11 protein-coding genes are annotated in these 18,449 nt (G+C 40.8%); 9 read left to right on the forward strand and 2 right to left on the reverse strand.

Annotated features, from left to right (window positions below):
* Positions 1-12: 12 nt before the first annotated feature.
* Positions 13-510 carry a copper resistance protein NlpE gene (locus AC106S_RS09330; protein WP_482438802.1) on the reverse strand — a complete coding sequence of 166 codons (498 nt, stop codon included), beginning with the start codon at positions 508-510 and terminating at the stop codon, positions 13-15.
* A 455-nt stretch (positions 511-965) separates the two neighbouring features.
* Between AC106S_RS09330 and AC106S_RS09335 the strand changes: the two genes are divergently transcribed.
* From AC106S_RS09335 to AC106S_RS09345, 3 genes are all read left to right on the forward strand, one after another.
* Positions 966-3,104: a S46 family peptidase gene (locus AC106S_RS09335; RefSeq protein ID WP_482438803.1), complete on the forward strand. Its 2,139-nt coding sequence runs from the start codon at positions 966-968 to the stop codon at positions 3,102-3,104.
* A gap of 69 nt (positions 3,105-3,173) precedes the next feature.
* Positions 3,174-4,172, forward strand: coding sequence for a polysaccharide deacetylase family protein (locus tag AC106S_RS09340; RefSeq protein ID WP_482438804.1), 999 nt, complete (start codon positions 3,174-3,176; stop codon positions 4,170-4,172).
* Positions 4,169-5,245 (forward strand): GNAT family N-acetyltransferase, encoded by a 1,077-nt coding sequence (locus AC106S_RS09345; protein ID WP_482438805.1) that lies wholly within the window; start codon positions 4,169-4,171, stop codon positions 5,243-5,245. The genes AC106S_RS09340 and AC106S_RS09345 overlap by 4 nt, the downstream gene beginning before the upstream one ends.
* 373 nt (positions 5,246-5,618) lie before the next feature.
* On the opposite strand, the gene AC106S_RS09350 is transcribed toward AC106S_RS09345, so the two are convergent.
* Positions 5,619-8,486 (reverse strand): M16 family metallopeptidase, encoded by a 2,868-nt coding sequence (locus tag AC106S_RS09350; RefSeq protein ID WP_482438806.1) that lies wholly within the window; start codon positions 8,484-8,486, stop codon positions 5,619-5,621.
* A 1,279-nt stretch (positions 8,487-9,765) separates the two neighbouring features.
* Here AC106S_RS09350 and AC106S_RS09355 point away from each other — a divergent pair.
* From AC106S_RS09355 to AC106S_RS09380, 6 genes are all read left to right on the forward strand, one after another.
* Positions 9,766-11,091: a sigma-54-dependent transcriptional regulator gene (locus AC106S_RS09355; RefSeq protein ID WP_482438807.1), complete on the forward strand. Its 1,326-nt coding sequence runs from the start codon at positions 9,766-9,768 to the stop codon at positions 11,089-11,091.
* Positions 11,092-11,648: 557 nt separating this feature from the next.
* Positions 11,649-13,343, forward strand: coding sequence for a potassium-transporting ATPase subunit KdpA (kdpA, locus tag AC106S_RS09360; RefSeq protein ID WP_482438808.1), 1,695 nt, complete (start codon positions 11,649-11,651; stop codon positions 13,341-13,343).
* Positions 13,344-13,489: 146 nt separating this feature from the next.
* The gene (gene kdpB / locus AC106S_RS09365) at positions 13,490-15,529 is read left to right on the forward strand and encodes a potassium-transporting ATPase subunit KdpB (RefSeq protein ID WP_482438809.1); all 2,040 of its coding nucleotides are present in this window, start codon (positions 13,490-13,492) and stop codon (positions 15,527-15,529) included.
* 12 nt (positions 15,530-15,541) lie between these two features.
* On the forward strand, positions 15,542-16,099 hold the full coding sequence (locus tag AC106S_RS09370) for a K(+)-transporting ATPase subunit C (RefSeq protein ID WP_482438810.1): 558 nt from the start codon (positions 15,542-15,544) through the stop codon (positions 16,097-16,099).
* Positions 16,100-16,111: 12 nt separating this feature from the next.
* Entirely contained in the window at positions 16,112-17,197 is a 1,086-nt protein-coding gene (locus tag AC106S_RS09375; protein WP_482438811.1) for a porin, read from the forward strand.
* A gap of 142 nt (positions 17,198-17,339) precedes the next feature.
* The gene (locus AC106S_RS09380) at positions 17,340-18,449 is read left to right on the forward strand and encodes a sensor protein KdpD (protein WP_482438812.1); all 1,110 of its coding nucleotides are present in this window, start codon (positions 17,340-17,342) and stop codon (positions 18,447-18,449) included.

Here is an 18,449-nt window from a genome sequence, read left to right on the forward strand (position 1 = left end):
AGGCCTGAGCCTTTATTTTTTCTTGAAAACGTACAGATCCTTGTTCGGTCCGTCTATCTCTTTGCCATCCATATCCAGCTGGATAAGCATATTTTCGCCTACTTTGTATTTATATTTGGCTGTTTTGCCTTTTAAAGTAATGATACTTCCCGTTGCATCCCATTCAAAGGAACCTTTATCATCAGATTTTGATTTCCTGTCAATGTATTCCTCAGTAATGCTGAATGTTTTGTCGTTGTTGAGAGTTAAGGAAGTTTTTATTCCCGGACAGTCCGCACATGGAACTACCGCGTCATAAGTTCCCGGCCAGTCCAGAGCATTTTCTGAAGTATCGCCCGGCGCAGAAGGAGTAGCTTTGGTAATACTGCTGTCTGACGGAGGCGTCTGAGTCTGTACCGTTGCTGAATCTGATTCAGGATTGGCAGGCTCACCCTCGCTTTTTTCTTTTGTACATGATGCCAGAAATACTGCGGATGCAATTCCCAGGATTAACATTTTGCTTTTTAACATGATAAGTAATTTAAATATATTAATATTAAGTTCAGTCATAATCAACAAAAATTACGCCATAGGAAAAGCAGGAAAGCGGGAAGATGAAGAATGGAAGATAGAGATTTAAGAGGTTTTTATATGGGAATAAAGCCTTCTGTGAGGTAAACTCTGTCGGATTTTAGGTCATACGTGGCAGCTTTGTAGCTCCCATCAGCAAAAGCCAGTTTTTTTGACTTATTTTCTTATTGTTAAACGAATGATTTTCAGTCTGAATATCTATTATCTACCCGTCTATTATCTATCCATCTATTATCTCTCTTCCCCTTGAGCGGCAAAACTGGCCAATCACCATTCATCAGATCCAGGTCTCCAGTCTCTGTTACTCCGTTTTAAACCACACAAAAGCGAATTTTCACCGCCTTTTTATGGCTATATTCTTAATTTTCTTTGTAAATTGGGGCAAAATTTTGATTATGACAAAAAAGATACTTTTATCCGTATTTATTTTGCCGGCTGCAATGGCATTTGCACAACAGTATGGAGGAATGTGGATTCCTACCGAGCTGAATGAGAAGGAAATGAAGGACCTGGGAATGAAGATCTCTGCCAAAGATATTTTCAATACCCAGAAGCCCAGCATAAAAGACGCAGTAGTGCAGTTCAACGGCGGATGTACCGCAGAAATCATTTCTCCTAAAGGATTATTATTAACCAATCACCACTGCGGATACGGACAGATCCAGGCGCATTCAACCGTTCAGAATGATCTTTTATCCAATGGTTTCTGGGCAAAGAATCCTCAGGGGGAGCTTCCGAATCCGGGGGTAAAAGTAGATTTCATTGTTGATATCAAAGAAGTGACCGATCAGATTCTGGAAGGTACAGACAAACTTGTAGAACCTGAACTGGCTAAAAAGATCGCTAAGAATATAGAGATCTATAAAAATTCCCAGAAAATAGAATCGTATCAGTCGATCTCTGTAAAGCCGATGTATTATGGCAACAAATACTATGCTTATACTATTGAGACCTATAAAGATATCCGTTTGGTAGGAGCACCGCCTCAAAGCATAGGGAAGTTCGGAAGCGATACGGATAACTGGGTTTGGCCAAGACATACCGGAGATTTCTCTATCTTCAGGATTTATGCAGGTAAAGACAACAAACCGGCAGAATATTCGGCAGACAACATTCCTTACGTTCCGAAACATTACCTTCCGGTTTCCATAAAAGATAAAAATGAAAATGATTTCACCTTTGTTTTCGGATTCCCGGGAAGAACGACGGAATATCTTCCGGCTGTTGCAGTGGAAAAGATCATGACAGATATTGATCCTGCCAGAATTGCCGTACGTGAGGTAGCCCTGAAGACGCTTGATGAAAAAATGCGTACAGACAACGAAACCCGAATTAAGTATTCTTCAAAATATGCATCAGTAGCCAATTACTGGAAGAAATGGATAGGAGAAGTGGAAGGACTGAAAAAATCCGGAGCGGTAGAGAAAAAAGTCATGTATGAAGGCTCTCTCGTAGCCAAGAATCATGAAATTAAAGCTACTCTTGACCAGCTGAATAAACTGTACAATGATCAGGCTCCTTACGCCCTGAACAATGCTTACTACACAGAAGTGGTGAGAAATGCAGAAACCCTGAAACTTGCCGGTGATTATTTTGATTATATAGCCTCCGTGGAAGCAGGAAGAATGGATGAAAAAGAACTGTCTAAATTAAAGTCAAAACTGACTTCTTTCTACAAGGATTACAGTGCGGAGCTTGATGCCAGAGTAACGGCAAAATTGCTGGCACTGTATGCCAATAAAACAGCACCACAGTTCTTACCGGCAGGATTCAACAAATATAAAGATGAGAATCAGAATATGCCTGTGATTGAAGAAATGTCGAAAAATTCTATCATTACCGGAAGAGCTCAGGTAAACGGAGCCGCTCTGAATGCAGATATTGACAAGGCTTTTTCTAATCCGGACAAGCTCATCAAAACCCTTAAAAAAGATCCTGTTTTTCAGTTATACGTTACCATGAGAGAAATGTATATGAAAACTGCAGATCCTCAGTATACCACTCTTCAGGGGAAAATAGATGTTCTTCAGAAAACGTTCATGGCCCAGCAGATGCAGACCGATAAAGAAAGAAAATTCTTCCCGGATGCCAATTCTACCCTTCGTGTAACCTATGGGAAAATAAAAGGTTCTAACCCGAGAGATGCTGTTTCTTATGCATACCAGACCCATTTGGCCGGAGTTATTGAAAAATATGTTCCGGGAGACTACGAATTTGATGTTCCTAAAAAACTGATCGATCTTTACAATAAAAAAGATTACGGAATTTATAAAGATAAAACAGGGGATGTTCCGGTAGGATTCACAGCTACCAACCATACCACCGGAGGAAACTCAGGAAGCCCGGCACTGGATGCTTACGGAAATCTTGTAGGACTGAACTTCGACAGACAGTGGGAAGGAACAATGAGTGATATCAACTTTGACCCGCGTTTCAGCAGAAATATTATGGTAGATACCAAATATATCCTTTTCATTATCGACAAATATGCCGATTCCAAATGGCTGATTGATGAAATGAAAGTGATAAAATAATTTTTAAAACATACCTTTAAGAATCTGTTTGAATTTAATTTTGAATAGATTCTTTTTTATTTTTACAGGATGAAAGACAGGATCATCAATCTACTGGCAGCTTTTGAATCGGAAAATATCGGGAAATCTTTTCCGCTGGATTACTGCCTGCCTGTCTATCATTGCGTTTCCGATGAAGATTTACCTCATGCCAGGCATATCATCAGGTATAAAAATACCAGGCAGTTTGAGGAAGATATTGATTATCTTTCAAAACACTTTCAGTTTGTAGACTGGGCGGAATTTAAAGATTTTGTCAGGGGAAATTTCAAACCGAAGAAAAAGATTGCCCTGCTTACCTTTGATGACGGCTTCAGGGATTTCTATGATACCGTTGTTCCCCTGCTGGAAAGGAAAGGGATTTATGCCTGCAATTTTATCAATCCGGCCTTTATCGATAACCGTGATCTGATGTTCAGATGCAAAGCCGGTTTAATTATTGAGGCTGCTGAAAAAAAGACCATACTGAATCCTGAAATATATCCGCTGTTATCACTGGAAGAACTGGAAAAAGAAGCCGTAAAGCAGCAGGTACTTCAGATACAGTACGGAAAAAGGGAAATACTGGATCAGCTGGCTGAAAAACTGGAAATAGATTTCGGAGCTTATTTAAAAGAATATCAGCCTTATCTGAGCACAGAACAATTAAAAACACTGACGAGAAAAGGTTTCGGGATCTCCTCCCACAGCTGGGATCATCCTTTGTACAACGGGCTTTCACTGAATGAGCAGCTGGAAACCACCAACCGTACATTCAGCTACCTTAAAGAGAATAATTTTTTATACGAAAGCTTTGCATTTCCGTTTACAGATTTTGGCGTAAATAAAGACTTTTTTGATGAACTTTTTAAAAATGACGATCTGTTCTGCAGTTTCGGATGTGCCGGAGTAAAACTGGACAGCATAGTAAGAAACTTTCAGAGAATTCCTATGGAAACCGGAGAAAATGCCGGAAAAATCCTCAAAGCTGAAACAGCTTATTTCAAAATGAAAAAGCTGATCAATAAAAATATGATTGTAAGAAAATGACAGAACTGAAAACATTCAACAGAAAAGAACTTGAAGAATTGATCTCTTCCGGCGGTTTTCAGCAATACGGTTTTCTTCCGGTCACCAGACACCGTGCAGAATCCCAGATCAGAAACCCGAAAGCTTCAGATGAGCAGACGCTCCTTATTCTGGCCTTTTACAACGGTCAATTGGCAGGATATGCAGGATGTTTTCCGGACAGTTTTGCAACAGGGGAAAGTGTAATTTCCTATGCATGGCTGAGTACCTTATACGTACACCCTGAATTCCGGAAAAAAAGAGTGGCCAAAAAATTATTGAAAAAAGCGTGTGAAGAATATGAAGGCCGGATTGCCATAACGGAATTCACCGCTGAAGCCGAAGCTTTATATACGATCATGGGTGTTTTCGGGTATGTTTTTCCGAAAGAAGGCAAAAGATACTATTTCAGGACGGATGCTGCGTGTATTATTCCAGAGAAAAGGCCAGAGACAAAGAATTTGAAACCTCTTTTTCATATGATGGATGCTATGGCCAATTCCATTCTGTCCGTCAGAAATTTTAAAATAAAAAAGCCCGGTTTCCGGTATGAAATTCTGGGCAGGATCGATACCGAAAGTGCTGATTTCATGGCTGAATTTTCAAGCCGGCGCAGTGCTGAAGAAATCAATGTTTTTATAGACCATCCATGGATTCTGGAAGGGAAAAAAGATCACCGGTATCTCTTTTCAGGATTTGCTGAGGTTTTTAAATATTTCTGGGTAAAAATCTATGACGAAAACAACAGGCTCTCTTCCTGTTTCCTGTTGCAGCTCCGCGATGGATACCTGAAAATTCCTTACCTTTTTTCAAATAATGATTCAGACCGTGTTGTTGATTTCCTCAGCTATTTCATTGTTAAAAATAAGATCAAAGGCCTGACCAGCTATCAGGCAGATCTCAACAACACAATAAAAACTTCAGGAACATTTCCAAAGATCTACGAACGGGATTTCAAACGCGAATATCTTTTCCATAAACAACTCTTACAGATTCTTCCCGAAGGATTTGACCCGCATTACCAGGACGGCGACGGTGACTGTATGATGACGTAACTGACGTTTCTGAAAATAGGTAATAGGTAATAGGTAATAGGTAATAGGTAATAGGTAATAGGTAATAGGTAATAGGTAATAGGTAATAGGTAATAGGTTGCTTTGCTGTGTAACTCCGATCAGTCAAAGCCTTATTTTCTTATTATTAACGAATGATCTTCAGTCTCAATATCTATTATCTATCCGTCCATTCTCATTCTTCTCCTTTCTGAATCTAAAACTCCCAAATTCCCCATTTTCTTGCGCAGCAAAATTGACTATTGACAGTCTTATGTCTCTCATCTATCCGTCTATTATCTATCCGTCTGTTATCTCTCTGTCTGTTATCTCCATCTTACAAAAAAAGACCGCCCAATACTGAACGGTCCATATTTTAATGCCCAAAAATATCCCTCAGGCTGACTTCCTTAAAAGTTCCCATCCGGTTCACTGCATCCATATCCAGATTTTCTTTCTTACCGATAATGGCAGTATTAAAGCGTACCGGTTTGATTTCTGTTTCATAAAACTGTTTCACATCTTCAAACTTCAGACTTCCGATCTGCTCATAAATATCTTTCCTGAAATCGTGGGAAATTCCCAGTTTTTTCAGTCTCAAAGTATTGAAAAAGATATTATTTCTGGTAATTCTTGTTGAAGCAATCTGTTTAAGGGCCGCATTTCGGGCATTTTCAAACTGTACAGGCACTTCAGGCAGTTCGGTCATCAGTTCTGTCATTGTATCTACGGCAATCTGCAGTTTATCAGGCTGGGTTCCGATATAAGTGGTAATATAATCGTGGTGGCCCAGTTCGGCATTGGCTGCATAAGAGACATAAGCAGAATACGCTAAGCTTTTACTCTCACGGATTTCCTGGAAAACGATAGAGGAAAGACCTCTTCCAAAATATTCGTTATACACATTGATCTTTCCGAAATTGGAAGTATTCACAGGGTTTCCTCTTGCTATTTTGCTCATTTCCATCTGAACCATATCATAATTCACGAAATAGACGTTCCCGTCAGTCTCCGGTTCCGGATAGTATTTGGCTTCAGGAATCTCTAAACTTACGGGTTCCGTATACCGGCCGATATATTCTTTAAAAGCATCAAAATCTTTTCCGTAAAAGAAAATCTGATATGGAAATCTGAAAAGCTTTTTCATACGGTCGGTAAACACTTCAGGATGGCTGCTTTCAAGCTCTTCTTTGGAAATAACATCCGTAAAACGGGAAAAGCTTCCCAGCTTGGTATACGTGGTAAGCGCGGTCATAATACGGGTTTTATCATTTTTAGTTGCCTGGCGGTTTTCCAGAACGGTTCCTACAAACTGGCGGTAGATATTCTCATCAGGAGAAGCGTTATACATCCAGTGCTGAAGAAGGGCAATTCCTTTTTCTATATTTTCTTCCAGTCCGTTCAGAGAGATCAGGAGTTGATCATTGGTGGTTTTGAAATCATTGGTAATACCGATTTTGAAGAACTCTTTTTTAAGATCTTCAGGTGAAAACCGATCCGTTCCCAGATATTGAAGCAGCTGTGTTGAAATTCCCAGATCCCTGTCGTTATCACTTCCGAAAGGAAAAATAAAATGAACCTGTGCTATATCATTGTACTTGTTCTTTACAAAACTTATTTTTTTATCTTTTACAGAATCAGTGGTGATCTCCTTTTGATAATCAATAAATTCTGGTTGTATATCATCTGTTTTTTCAGCTAAAATTTCCTGCAGAAACTCCGATTGCGCCTCACGGTTGATCTTAATAGGCGTTATTCCCGGGTTTTCCACTCTGAGAAGCTTGTCGTTAACCCCTTTTTCCTTGTAAATGGCAACATAATTATCTTTAAAGAACGTGTTGGCAAACTCAATCACCTCTTCTTTGGTAATGGCTGCATATTCATCCATTTCATTCAGTTCCTGCTCCCATGACCGGCCTCTGATGTAGGTGTCATAAAGATTGGTAGCCAGGCCTTCCGCAGTTTCCAGCCCCTTCATTCTCTGCAGTTTGAAATCGCTGATGATTGCCGGAAGCATCCAGTCCGGGAAATCTCCTTTTTTGATCAGCTCAATCTGTTCCAGGATCATTTCTACCGCCTCGTCAAGCGTTTGTGATTCTTTGGGAACCGCTACTGCGGAAAAATAGCCATATTGTTTTAAACCTAATGAAAAAGCCTGTGCCCAAAGCATTTTCTGGGTTTGGTTGATGTTCAGGTCAAGAAGTCCGGCTTCCCCTCTGTTGCTCAGAATATTGGCCGTAATATCGGCAAGCATGGCTTCCCTTGTACCATAGCTGTCTGTTCTCCAGGCAATCTGTACCCTCGGGGTAGTCGGGCTTTTTACCGTTCTTTTTACAATTTCAGTCATCGGCTGTTCAACAACCGGAGTTTTTTTCGGCAGCTCTTTATAAGGAATATCCCCGAAATACTGGTCAACCAGCTGAATTGTTTCTTCAAAATCCAGGTCACCTACCAGAACCATTGCATAATTATTCGGAACGTAATATTCATCAAAATATTTATGAATAGCCTTCATAGAAGGGTTTTTCAGGTGTTCCGGTTTTCCGAGCGTAGTCTGCTGCCCGTTGGGATGCGTTGGAAATAAAGCATCCATCAGTTCATAACTCACCAACCGGCTGTCATTATCCTGAGCCCTGTTGAATTCTTCATATACCGATTCCAGTTCCGTGTGAAAAAGGCGGAGAACCATTTCAGAAAACCTTTCCTTTTCAATTTTCAGCCATTTTTCAAGTTCATTGTTCGGGATATTGTTTTTGTAAACTGTTTCATCAAACCAGGTATGGGCATTGGTTCCGCTGGCTCCCAGGGATGAAATTGCCTTGTCATATTCATTGGCAATGGCATACTGACTGGCCTCCTGCGAGATTTCGTCTATTTTCCTGTATATCTCTTTTTTCTTTTCAGGATCCTGTTCTGCCTTGTGCTGCTCATACAGTTTTGAAATCTGATCCAGAAGTTCTTTTTCCTTTTCCCAGTTTTGGGTACCCAGTCTGGAAGTTCCTTTAAACATCATATGCTCCAGGTAATGGGCAAGTCCTGTGTTATCAGAAGGGTCATTATTGCTTCCCGTTCTTACAGGGATAAAAGTCTGTATCCTCGGCGCATCGGAATTTTGGGCAAGAAAAACCTTCAGACCGTTCTTCAGGGTGAAAATTCTTACTTTGTTTTCGTCATGCGTTATGGTAATATATTCGTAATTGTGGATGTCCGTGTGGACCGTTTCCGTATATTTTTTGTCAATCATAGATCAGTTCATTTCATTCCTTAAACCCGAATGTATTACAAATGTAAGGAATCAGATAAAAATGGCGTTGCTTTTTCTTATTAACGTCAGTTCAGAATCAGAATTTAATTGATTGAACTCAATAGATCATGTTTGGAATTATTTTTTGATTAAAAAGATTCACGCAAAGTTGATGACTAACCGCTTTATTTTAAGGGGTGCAAAATGGTGAGATTTCGTCGCTGATGATGCTCAATATATAATCCTTTTCATTTTAGCTCGCTGATCTTGCAGATTACGCAGATCTTTACATTTTTTAAATTCAAAAAAAGCTCACGCAAAGTTGATGACTATACCGCTTTATTTTAAGGGGTGCAAAATGGTGAGATTTCGTCGCTGATGAAGCGGTATGTTTATCCACACGCTTCAGGGAAAGTTGATTCTATCCTTTGCTTCCTCAAGATGAGTAGTTTCAAAAATAAAGCTTTGCATGGTAAAAAGCTAGTGCTCAATATATAATCCTTTTTCATTTTAGCTCGCTGATCATGCAGATTACGCAGATCTTTACATTTTTTAAATTCAAAAAAAGCTCACGCAAAGTTGATGACTATACCGCTTTATTTTAAGGGGTGCAAAATGGTGAGATTTCGTCGCTGATAAAGCGGTATGTTTATCCACATGCTTCAGGGAATCAACGGAGTTGATTCTATCTTTTGCTTCCTCAAGATGAGTAGTTTCAAAAATAAAAGCTTTGCATGGTAAAAGCTAGTGCTCAATATATAATCCTTTTTCATTTTAGCTCGCTGATCTTGCAGATTACGCAGATCTTTACATTTTTTAAATTCAAAAAAAGCTCACGCAAAGTTGATGACTATACCGCTTTATTTTAATTGGGGGAAATGGTGAGATTTCGTCGCTGATGAAGCGGTATGTTTATCCACACGCTTCGGGGAATCAACGGAGTTGATTCTATCCTCTGCTTCCTCAAGATGAGCAGTATCAAAAATAATCTTTGCATCACAAAAAAACAGCACATTATTTTTTTTTAAATAATTTTGATTTTACAGAGACCTTTAATTCTTTAACCAGGATAACTTCCAGTATCCTTTCTTCCATCTTCCAGCCTTTAATCTTGGTTTCCTTAACCCAGACTCCTATGTTATTATTACATCTATAAGACAGATTAAGAACTGGCAAAAGGCAAATTGTACTTTCCCCTTTTTCATCCTTTCAGAAAATTCCCTTTTTCCCTCACGGAAAATTCAATAAGTTTGCATCAGGTTTTCCCAAAATAACGACTATGTCCGGAAACATTCTGATCATCGATGATGAGATCAAGCTCCTCAAATTACTGGGGATGATCCTTTCCCAGGAGAATTTTAATGTAAAAGAAGCTTCCACTGCACGCTCTGCCATGACCATGCTGGAACAGTACGATTTTGATGTGGTACTGAGCGACGTAAGGCTTCCGGATGCATTTGGAGTGGAACTCGTGAAATCCATTAAAGCCAAATATCCGCATCTTGAACTCATTCTGATGACCGCATTCGGAAATATTACTGACGCAGTGCAGTCTATGAAAAACGGTGCGTATGACTATCTGGTAAAAGGTGACGATAATGAAAAAATCATTCCTCTGGTCTATAAAGCACTTGAAAAGGTGAAGGACAACAGAAGCAAAATTGTACAACAATCAGCTGTGTCAAAAGGTTTCGGTGAGATCATAGGAAATTCTCCCCTGATTCTTCAGGCTAAAAAACTGGCGGAAAAAGTAGCCCTGACTGATGCTGCCGTTCTTCTGACCGGGGAAACCGGAACCGGAAAAGAAGTCTTTGCCAATGCTATTCATGAAGGAAGCGGAAGGAAGAAAAATAACTTTGTAGCCATCAACTGTTCCGCATTCAGTAAAGAAATCCTTGAAAGTGAGCTTTTCGGCCACAGGCAGGGAGCTTTTACCGGGGCTGTGAAAGATAAAAAAGGTCTGGTGGAAGAAGCCAATGGCGGAACCTTATTCTTAGACGAAATAGGAGAGATGCCGATAGAACTTCAGGCCAAATTACTCAGGGTTATTGAAACCGGGGAATTCATCAAAATGGGTGAAACCAAAGTCTCAAAATCAGATTTCAGGCTAATTGCGGCTACCAACCGGGACCTGGAAGAAGAAATTAAACAGGGGCATTTCAGAGAAGATCTGTATTTCAGGATCAATGTCTTTGAGATCAGCCTTCCTCCGCTGAGGGAAAGAAAAGAAGACCTGAAAATGCTGGCTAAAAACTTCATCGAACTGTTTACCCGGAAACTTCACATCCCTTCCGTACAGGTAGATCCGGAATATTATAAGACCCTGGAAAAAAACGACTGGAAAGGAAATATCCGCGAGCTTAGAAACACCATAGAAAGAAGCCTGATCTTAATGGATGATCATATCCTGAATCCGGACAGCCTTCCGCGTTATTCAGAAAAAGCCGCTCCGGAAAGTGATTCCATGAGTATACGCTCCCTGGAAAAAGTACACATCCAGAAAGTCATTCAGTATACCCAAGGCAACAAAGCCGAAGCCGCAAGACTGCTTGAAATAGGCATTGCCACGCTGTATCGTAAACTGGAAGAGTACGGACTGAGATAATAAATAATAAGTAATGGGTAATGGGTAATGGGTAATGGGTAATGGGTAATGGGTAATGGGTAATGGGTAATGAGTAATGAGTAATGAGTAATGAGTAATTTTGCCAATAGCCAATAGCTAAATCCTATCATTTCAATAACGGGCCTATCATTTTGATAGGCTTTTGTGTTTCTGTATAATCATGTGCTTGTTTGTAATGTTCTGATAAATAATGTTTTGTGTTCTTTTTTCTGAAATTGGACTTGCTTTTGGCATATGGAATATGAATAAAATATTTAAAAATGACAATTTCAGGAAAAACGTTCAAAAAACGGGAGCATGCTTTCTTAAGCCTGCTGATGGTCTCGTATGTAGTACTCACTCTTTTAATCCTAATGATAAAAATATGATGCTTTCAGGTTTGGTACTGCTGTGCGCAGTCATGTTTTGGCTTTTATATAAATCCGTTGAATTTTTTGATAGAATATAAAGCTATGTGGAGTTTATTTTTCCTTTCAATACTGGCCTTTGTGTATATCTGCTATGTTTTGATGAAACCAGAAAAATTTTAAAAGGTCATGAATACAGAAATTTCAGGCATTATTGCCATGTTTGTAATCACGTTGGCAATCGGAATATTTTTAGGTAAATATATTGCCAGGGTGTATGGGTACAGAAAGACTTTTTTAGATCCTGTTTTTGAACCTGTTGAAAAATTAATTTATAAAATATCAGGGATCAATCCGGCCCGTCAGATGAACTGGAAACAGAATATGTATGCCATGCTGACGATCAACCTGGTTTGGTTTTTCATAGGGTTTCTGATCCTGCTCAACCAATCCCGGCTTCCTTTAAATCCTGACGGGAATCCCAATATGTCGCCGGATTTGGCTTTTAATACAGCGATTTCATTCCTGGTGAACTGCAATCTTCAGCATTATTCGGGAGAAACAGGAGTAAGTTATTTGAGCCAGCTTTATCTGATGTTTCTGCAGTTTGTAACAGCAGCAACCGGAATGGCGGCAATGGCTGTACTTTTCAAAGCTTTTAAAGAAAAAACAGCGACAGAACTGGGGAATTTTTATGATTATTTCACAAAATCCGTCATAAGAATACTGGTTCCTGTAAGCCTTCTGGTAGCTTTGATTCTTTCTGCAAACGGAAGTCCGATGACTTTCGAGGGTAAAGATCATATCATCACTCTGGAAGGGCAGAAGGCCGATGTTTCAAGAGGTCCTGTTGCGGCATTCGTGGCAATCAAGCACCTGGGAACGAATGGAGGCGGATTCTTCGGAGCCAACTCGGCCCATCCGCTTGAAAACCCGAATTATATCACCAATATGACCGAAATGATCACCCAGATGATCATTCCTTTTGCGCTGGTCTTTGCTTTAGGATTTTATCTGAATAAAAGAAAACTTTCATGGGTAATTTTTACCGTGATGACAGTCGGTTTTCTGGCCCTCGCCGTTCCGAATATCATCAATGAAACCAACGGAAATCCCCTGATCACACAAATGGGTGCCGACAGCAGCCTGGGAGCGATGGAAGGTAAGGAAATCCGATTCGGAAGTGCCGCATCAGGATATTGGAGTATTGCAACCACCGTCATTTCAACAGGTTCGGTAAATGCCATGCACGACAGTACGATGCCGCTTTCCGGGATGAATGAACTGCTGGCCATGATGATCAACTGCTTTTATGGAGGATGCGGTGTAGGAATTCTGAATTATTTTATCTTCATCATTCTTGCCGTATTCATCAGCGGACTGATGGTAGGCCGTACTCCGGAATTTATGGGTAAAAAAATTGAGGCTAAAGAAATGAAGATCGCCATGATCGTAGCCCTTTTCCATCCCTTCCTGATTCTTGCAGGTACGGCTTTGGCAGCTTATCTGCCGGAATTCGGAGCAAAGACCTTAAATAATCCCGGCTTCCACGGATTCAGCGAAATGCTGTATGAGTTTACCTCTTCATCGGCCAATAACGGTTCCGGATTTGAAGGGCTGGGAGATAATACCCCGTGGTGGAATATCTCAACAGGAATCGTTCTGTTACTGTCCAGGTTTATCCCGATCATAGGCCCGGTAGCCATTGCAGGCCTGCTGGCCCAGAAAAAATTCATCCCGGAAAGCTCAGGAACATTGAAAACGGATACGGCAACTTTCGGCTTTATGACCCTGGCGGTTATATTACTGATTGCAGCACTGTCTTTCTTTCCCGCACTGACGCTGGGACCTATTGCAGAACAAATCCAGTATTTCACTAAATAAAATGATAAGGCTCAGAAACGGAGAAACTTGATTCTTATGATCTGAGCCTGTCTGTCAATCCATTTAAAAATAGTAAGAAAGATAGAAGAGATCAGTGAGGAATCTCTGAGATCCTCTGATGTCTTAATTAAAAAATATAAAAAACAATGAAAAATCAATCACAGACATTGTTTCAGAAAGACCTGGTGAACGAAGCCATCAAACAGTCTTTCGTCAAACTGAACCCTAAAATCATGTTTAAAAATCCGGTGATGTTCCTGGTGGAAATAGGAACCGTTGTGATGTTTGCCGTGAGTATGTTCAGTCTTGCAGGGGATAAAACACAGGGCAGTTTTTCCTATAATTTCCTGGTATTTATCATCTTGTTTTTTACGGTGCTGTTTGCCAATTTTGCGGAAGCAATTGCAGAAGCGAGAGGAAAGGCACAAGCGGATACCCTTAGAAAAACCCGCGAAGAAACTCCTGCTAAACTGGTGATCGGCAATAAACCGGGATTTCAGGTAGAAACCGCTTTAAAGATGTCTGCCGAAATGAAATTAGGGGATATTTTCCTTTGCGAAGCCGGAGATCAGATCCCGATGGATGGAGAAATTATAGAAGGTCTGGCTACTATTGATGAGTCTGCAATCACAGGGGAAAGTGCACCTGTGATCCGTGAAGCCGGAGGAGATAAAAGTTCGGTAACCGGAGGTACAAAAGTACTGTCAGACAGAATCAAGGTGAAAGTAACCACCAAACCCGGAGAATCTTTCCTGGATAAAATGATTGCCCTGGTAGAAGGAGCTTCAAGACAGAAAACACCTAACGAAATCGCATTAACCATACTTCTGGCAGGATTTACCCTGACCTTTATTATCGTTACACTCACTTTAAAACCTTTTGCAGACTACGCGCAGACACCGATTACGATTGCGGCATTTATTTCACTTTTCGTTTGTCTCATTCCGACAACAATCGGAGGTCTGCTTTCTGCAATCGGAATCGCGGGAATGGACCGCGCATTAAGAGCCAACGTTATTACGAAAAGCGGAAAGGCAGTAGAAACAGCCGGAGATATTGATGTTCTGCTTCTGGATAAAACAGGAACCATTACCATCGGAAACCGTAAAGCAACTCAATTTCATCCTGCAGACGGAATAAAGACTGAAGATTTTATTAAAGCTTCTGCATTAAGCTCGGTAGCCGATGAAACCCCGGAAGGAAAATCCATTATAGAATTAAGCCAGCTGAAACCGGAAGATCTGCTTGTGCCGAATCCTGTCTATATAGATTTTACAGCGGAAACAAGGACCTCCGGAATCGATTTTGAAGATACACGAATCAGGAAAGGTGCCTATGATACGATAAAAAAACTGACTGAAAAAGCCGGCAATACCTTCCCCGGAGAAACACAGAAGACCGTAACTAAAATCTCTGAGAATGGGGGAACCCCGCTTGTCGTAATCGTTAATGAAAAGGTCTGGGGAGTGATCGAACTTCAGGATATTATTAAAACCGGAATCCAGGAACGTTTTCAGAGACTGAGAAAAATGGGTGTGAAAACAGTAATGGTAACGGGAGATAATCCATTAACGGCCAAATTTATTGCTGAAAAAGCGGGAGTAGATGACTTCATTGCCGAAGCTAAACCGGAAGATAAAATGAATTACATCAAAAAAGAGCAGCAGGAAGGAAAGCTGGTAGCAATGATGGGAGACGGAACCAATGATGCTCCGGCTCTTGCCCAGGCAGATGTAGGGGTAGCCATGAACAGCGGAACCCAGGCAGCAAAAGAAGCCGGAAATATGGTGGATCTTGATAACGACCCTACGAAGCTGATCGAGATCGTGGAAATCGGAAAGCAGCTGCTGATGACCCGCGGAACGCTGACAACCTTCAGCATTGCCAATGATGTAGCCAAATATTTTGCGATTATCCCGGCTCTTTTTATCACCTTCATCCCTTCACTTCAGAAACTGAATATCATGGATCTTCATAGCCCTGAAACAGCCATTCTTTCTGCGGTCATTTTCAATGCGGTGATCATTCCGTTTCTGATTCCGCTGGCCTTGAAAGGAGTGGCCTATAAACCAATCGGAGCCAGTGCGCTGCTCAGACGAAACCTTCTGATCTATGGCCTGGGAGGCGTTATCGTTCCGTTTATCGGAATCAAAATGATTGATGTTGTAATCAGTTTATTCTATTAAAAATTTTAAAAAATGAAAAATCATATGGTATCAGCATTCAGACTGACTCTGGTGATGCTGGCGGTTATAGGAATTTATCTGCTCCTGGTATATGGAGGTTCAAAAATACTTCCTGCCAAAGGAAACGCGGAAATCATTACGCACAACGGACAGAAATATTATGCGAATATCGGTCAGAATTTCAGTTCCGGGAAATATTTTCACGGCCGTCCTTCAGCAGTGGATTATAATGCTGCGGGAAGTGGAGGAAGCAATAAAGGACCCAGTAATGAAGAATATCTGGAAACCGTACAGAAAAGAATAGATACTTTGAAAATGCAGAATCCGGGAATGGAAAAAACCGAGGTCCCTGTGGAACTGGTAACGGCAAGCGGAAGCGGACTGGATCCTGATATTTCTCCCAACGGAGCTGTGTATCAGGCTAAAAGAATTGCTAAGGAAAGAAATCTTTCTGAAGAAGAAGTGAATCAACTAATTAAAAATCAGACTGAAAAACCGTGGCTGGGTCTTTTGGGACCTGCAAAAGTAAATGTGCTGAAGCTTAATATCGCTTTAGATCAGTTAAAATAATGTGAAATGTTTATGAAAAGATATATCGTTGCCGGAATTTTAGCCGGAGTTTTCTTCCCGAAAGCACAGACTTCAGATTCATTAAAAACAGGAAATAAAGTAACATTTTCTGCCTATGCGGAACTTTTTTATGCCTATGATTTTAATGAACCCGCAAGCCATCAGAGACAGAATTTCCTGTATTCCTATAACAGGCACAATGAAGTGAATCTTAATTTGGCACTGGTAAAGGCGAATTATCAGAGTGAAAATCTCCGCGCCAATGTGGCCCTGATGGCCGGAACCTATACCCAGGATAATATGGCGGCTGAACAGGATGCCCTGCGTTATGTGAATGAAGCCAATGTGGGAATTAAAATTTCTCAAACTAAAAATCTTTGGGTGGATGCCGGAATTATGCCTTCTCATATCGGGTGGGAGAGTGCAATTGGAAAAGATAACATCAATCTGACCAGAAGTTTTGCCGCTGAAAATTCTCCCTATTTTGAGACGGGTGCTAAAATTTCCTATACTTCAGATAACGGGAAATGGTTCCTGAGCGGACTTGTCCTGAACGGATGGCAGAGAATTGCCAAAGCTGAAGGAAATCAGAGCCTTTCTTTCGGACATCAGGTGATTTATAAACCGAATGATAAGATTACACTGAACAGCAGCTCATTCATCGGAAATGATAAAGCAAAGGAGGAAAAAAGAATGCGTTATTTTCATGATCTGTACGGAAGCTTCCAACTGACGGACCGGTTTTCAGCGGTTCTGGGGTTTGATATCGGAGCTGAACAGAAAACAAAAGGAAGAAGCAGCTACAACATCTGGTATACTCCCAATGTCCTGATGAAATACCAATTGGATTCTAAATGGGCGCTGGCAGGAAGGCTGGAGTATTACAACGATAAAAATGGAGTAATCATCAGTACAAATACTCCCAATGGTTTCCAGACGTTCGGCTATTCCCTGAATATGGATTATGCGATTCTGAAAAATGTAGTGTTCCGTACAGAAGCCAGAGGTTTTACCTCTAAAGATGCCATTTTTGCAAAGAATGATCAGATGAAACAGGGCAATTTCTTTATCACAACAAGCCTTGCAGCCTGGTTTTAATAAAAAAAGAAAGATAATCAGAAAGAGCATAAAAACATAAACCCCGGATGAGGCCCGCTGTCGTTAATAATCTAATAAAAACGGGCTTCAGCCCGTTTAAAAATAAACCACAATCATTTTAAATTCATAGAATAAAGAACCCATGTCATCAGCCAAACATTTTTTAGAACTGATCCGGAAATCCCGGAAAGGAAAATTTAAGATTTACATCGGGATGAGTGCGGGCGTAGGAAAGACTTTCCGGATGCTTCAGGAGGCGCACGCCCTGCTGAGAAACGGCATTGATGTAAAAATAGGGTATATCGAAACCCACGGCCGGGAAGAGACGGCAGCGCTTACCGAAGGAATCCCCGAGATTGCGAGAAGGTCGGTTTTTTATAAAGGTAAAAACCTGGAGGAAATGGATCTTCAGACTATTATCAATGAACATCCGGAAGTGGTTCTGGTGGACGAGCTGGCGCATACCAATGTGGAAGGTTCCAAAAATAAAAAAAGGTGGCAGGATGTACTGGAAATCCTTGATAACGGAATCAATGTCATCAGTGCGATAAATATTCAGCATATTGAGAGCCTTAATGAGGAGGTGAAGAAAATCACAGGAATAGAAGTGGCGGAGCGCGTTCCGGATAAGATCCTGGCTCTTGCTGATGAGGTGGTGAATATAGACCTTACAGCCGATGAGCTTCTGACCCGCCTGAAAGAAGGAAAGATCTATAAAAAGGAAAAAATTCAGACGGCACTCAGCAATTTTTTTCAGAGTGGACATATTTTACAGCTTCGCGAGCTGGCCTTAAAAGAGGTGGCAACCCATGTGGAACGGAAAGTGGAAACTGAGATCAAGACCGAGAATTTTAAGCCTATCAAATTCCTGGCCTGTATCAGCAGCAATGAAAAGATTGCAAAAAATATTATCAGGAAAACAGCCCGTCTGGCGAGTTATTACAACAGTCCGTGGACCGTTTTATACGTTCAGAAACCTTCTGAAAATCCTGAAAAAATTGCCCTCGACAAGCAGCGGTATTTGATTAATAATTTTAATTTAGCACAGGAATTGGGCGCAAAAGTGGTGCGGATAAAAGAAAGCAGTGTGCACAAGGGAATTTTAGAATATGTCATTGCCCACCATATGACCACGGTGTGTATCGGGAAGCCACATTCAAGCCTCTGGCAGCGTCTGTCCGGTTACAGCTGGATCTATACACTGATGAACAGGCTGAATGAAAGACAGATAGATATTATTATTTTATCTTAG

The organism is Chryseobacterium sp. FR054, from assembly GCF_056844565.1.

Bases quoted from the DNA above. Each gene is read 5' to 3' on its own strand.
- kdpB (WP_482438809.1), top strand. From the start codon at position 13,490: ATGAAAAATCAATCACAGACATTGTTTCAGAAAGACCTGGTGAACGAA.
- AC106S_RS09335 (WP_482438803.1), top strand. From the start codon at position 966: ATGACAAAAAAGATACTTTTATCCGTATTTATTTTGCCGGCTGCAATG.
- AC106S_RS09375 (WP_482438811.1), top strand. From the start codon at position 16,112: ATGAAAAGATATATCGTTGCCGGAATTTTAGCCGGAGTTTTCTTCCCG.
- AC106S_RS09330 (WP_482438802.1), bottom strand. From the start codon at position 510: ATGTTAAAAAGCAAAATGTTAATCCTGGGAATTGCATCCGCAGTATTT.
- AC106S_RS09380 (WP_482438812.1), top strand. From the start codon at position 17,340: ATGTCATCAGCCAAACATTTTTTAGAACTGATCCGGAAATCCCGGAAA.
- kdpA (WP_482438808.1), top strand. From the start codon at position 11,649: ATGAATACAGAAATTTCAGGCATTATTGCCATGTTTGTAATCACGTTG.
- AC106S_RS09355 (WP_482438807.1), top strand. From the start codon at position 9,766: ATGTCCGGAAACATTCTGATCATCGATGATGAGATCAAGCTCCTCAAA.
- AC106S_RS09340 (WP_482438804.1), top strand. From the start codon at position 3,174: ATGAAAGACAGGATCATCAATCTACTGGCAGCTTTTGAATCGGAAAAT.
- AC106S_RS09370 (WP_482438810.1), top strand. From the start codon at position 15,542: ATGAAAAATCATATGGTATCAGCATTCAGACTGACTCTGGTGATGCTG.
- AC106S_RS09350 (WP_482438806.1), bottom strand. From the start codon at position 8,486: ATGATTGACAAAAAATATACGGAAACGGTCCACACGGACATCCACAAT.
- AC106S_RS09345 (WP_482438805.1), top strand. From the start codon at position 4,169: ATGACAGAACTGAAAACATTCAACAGAAAAGAACTTGAAGAATTGATC.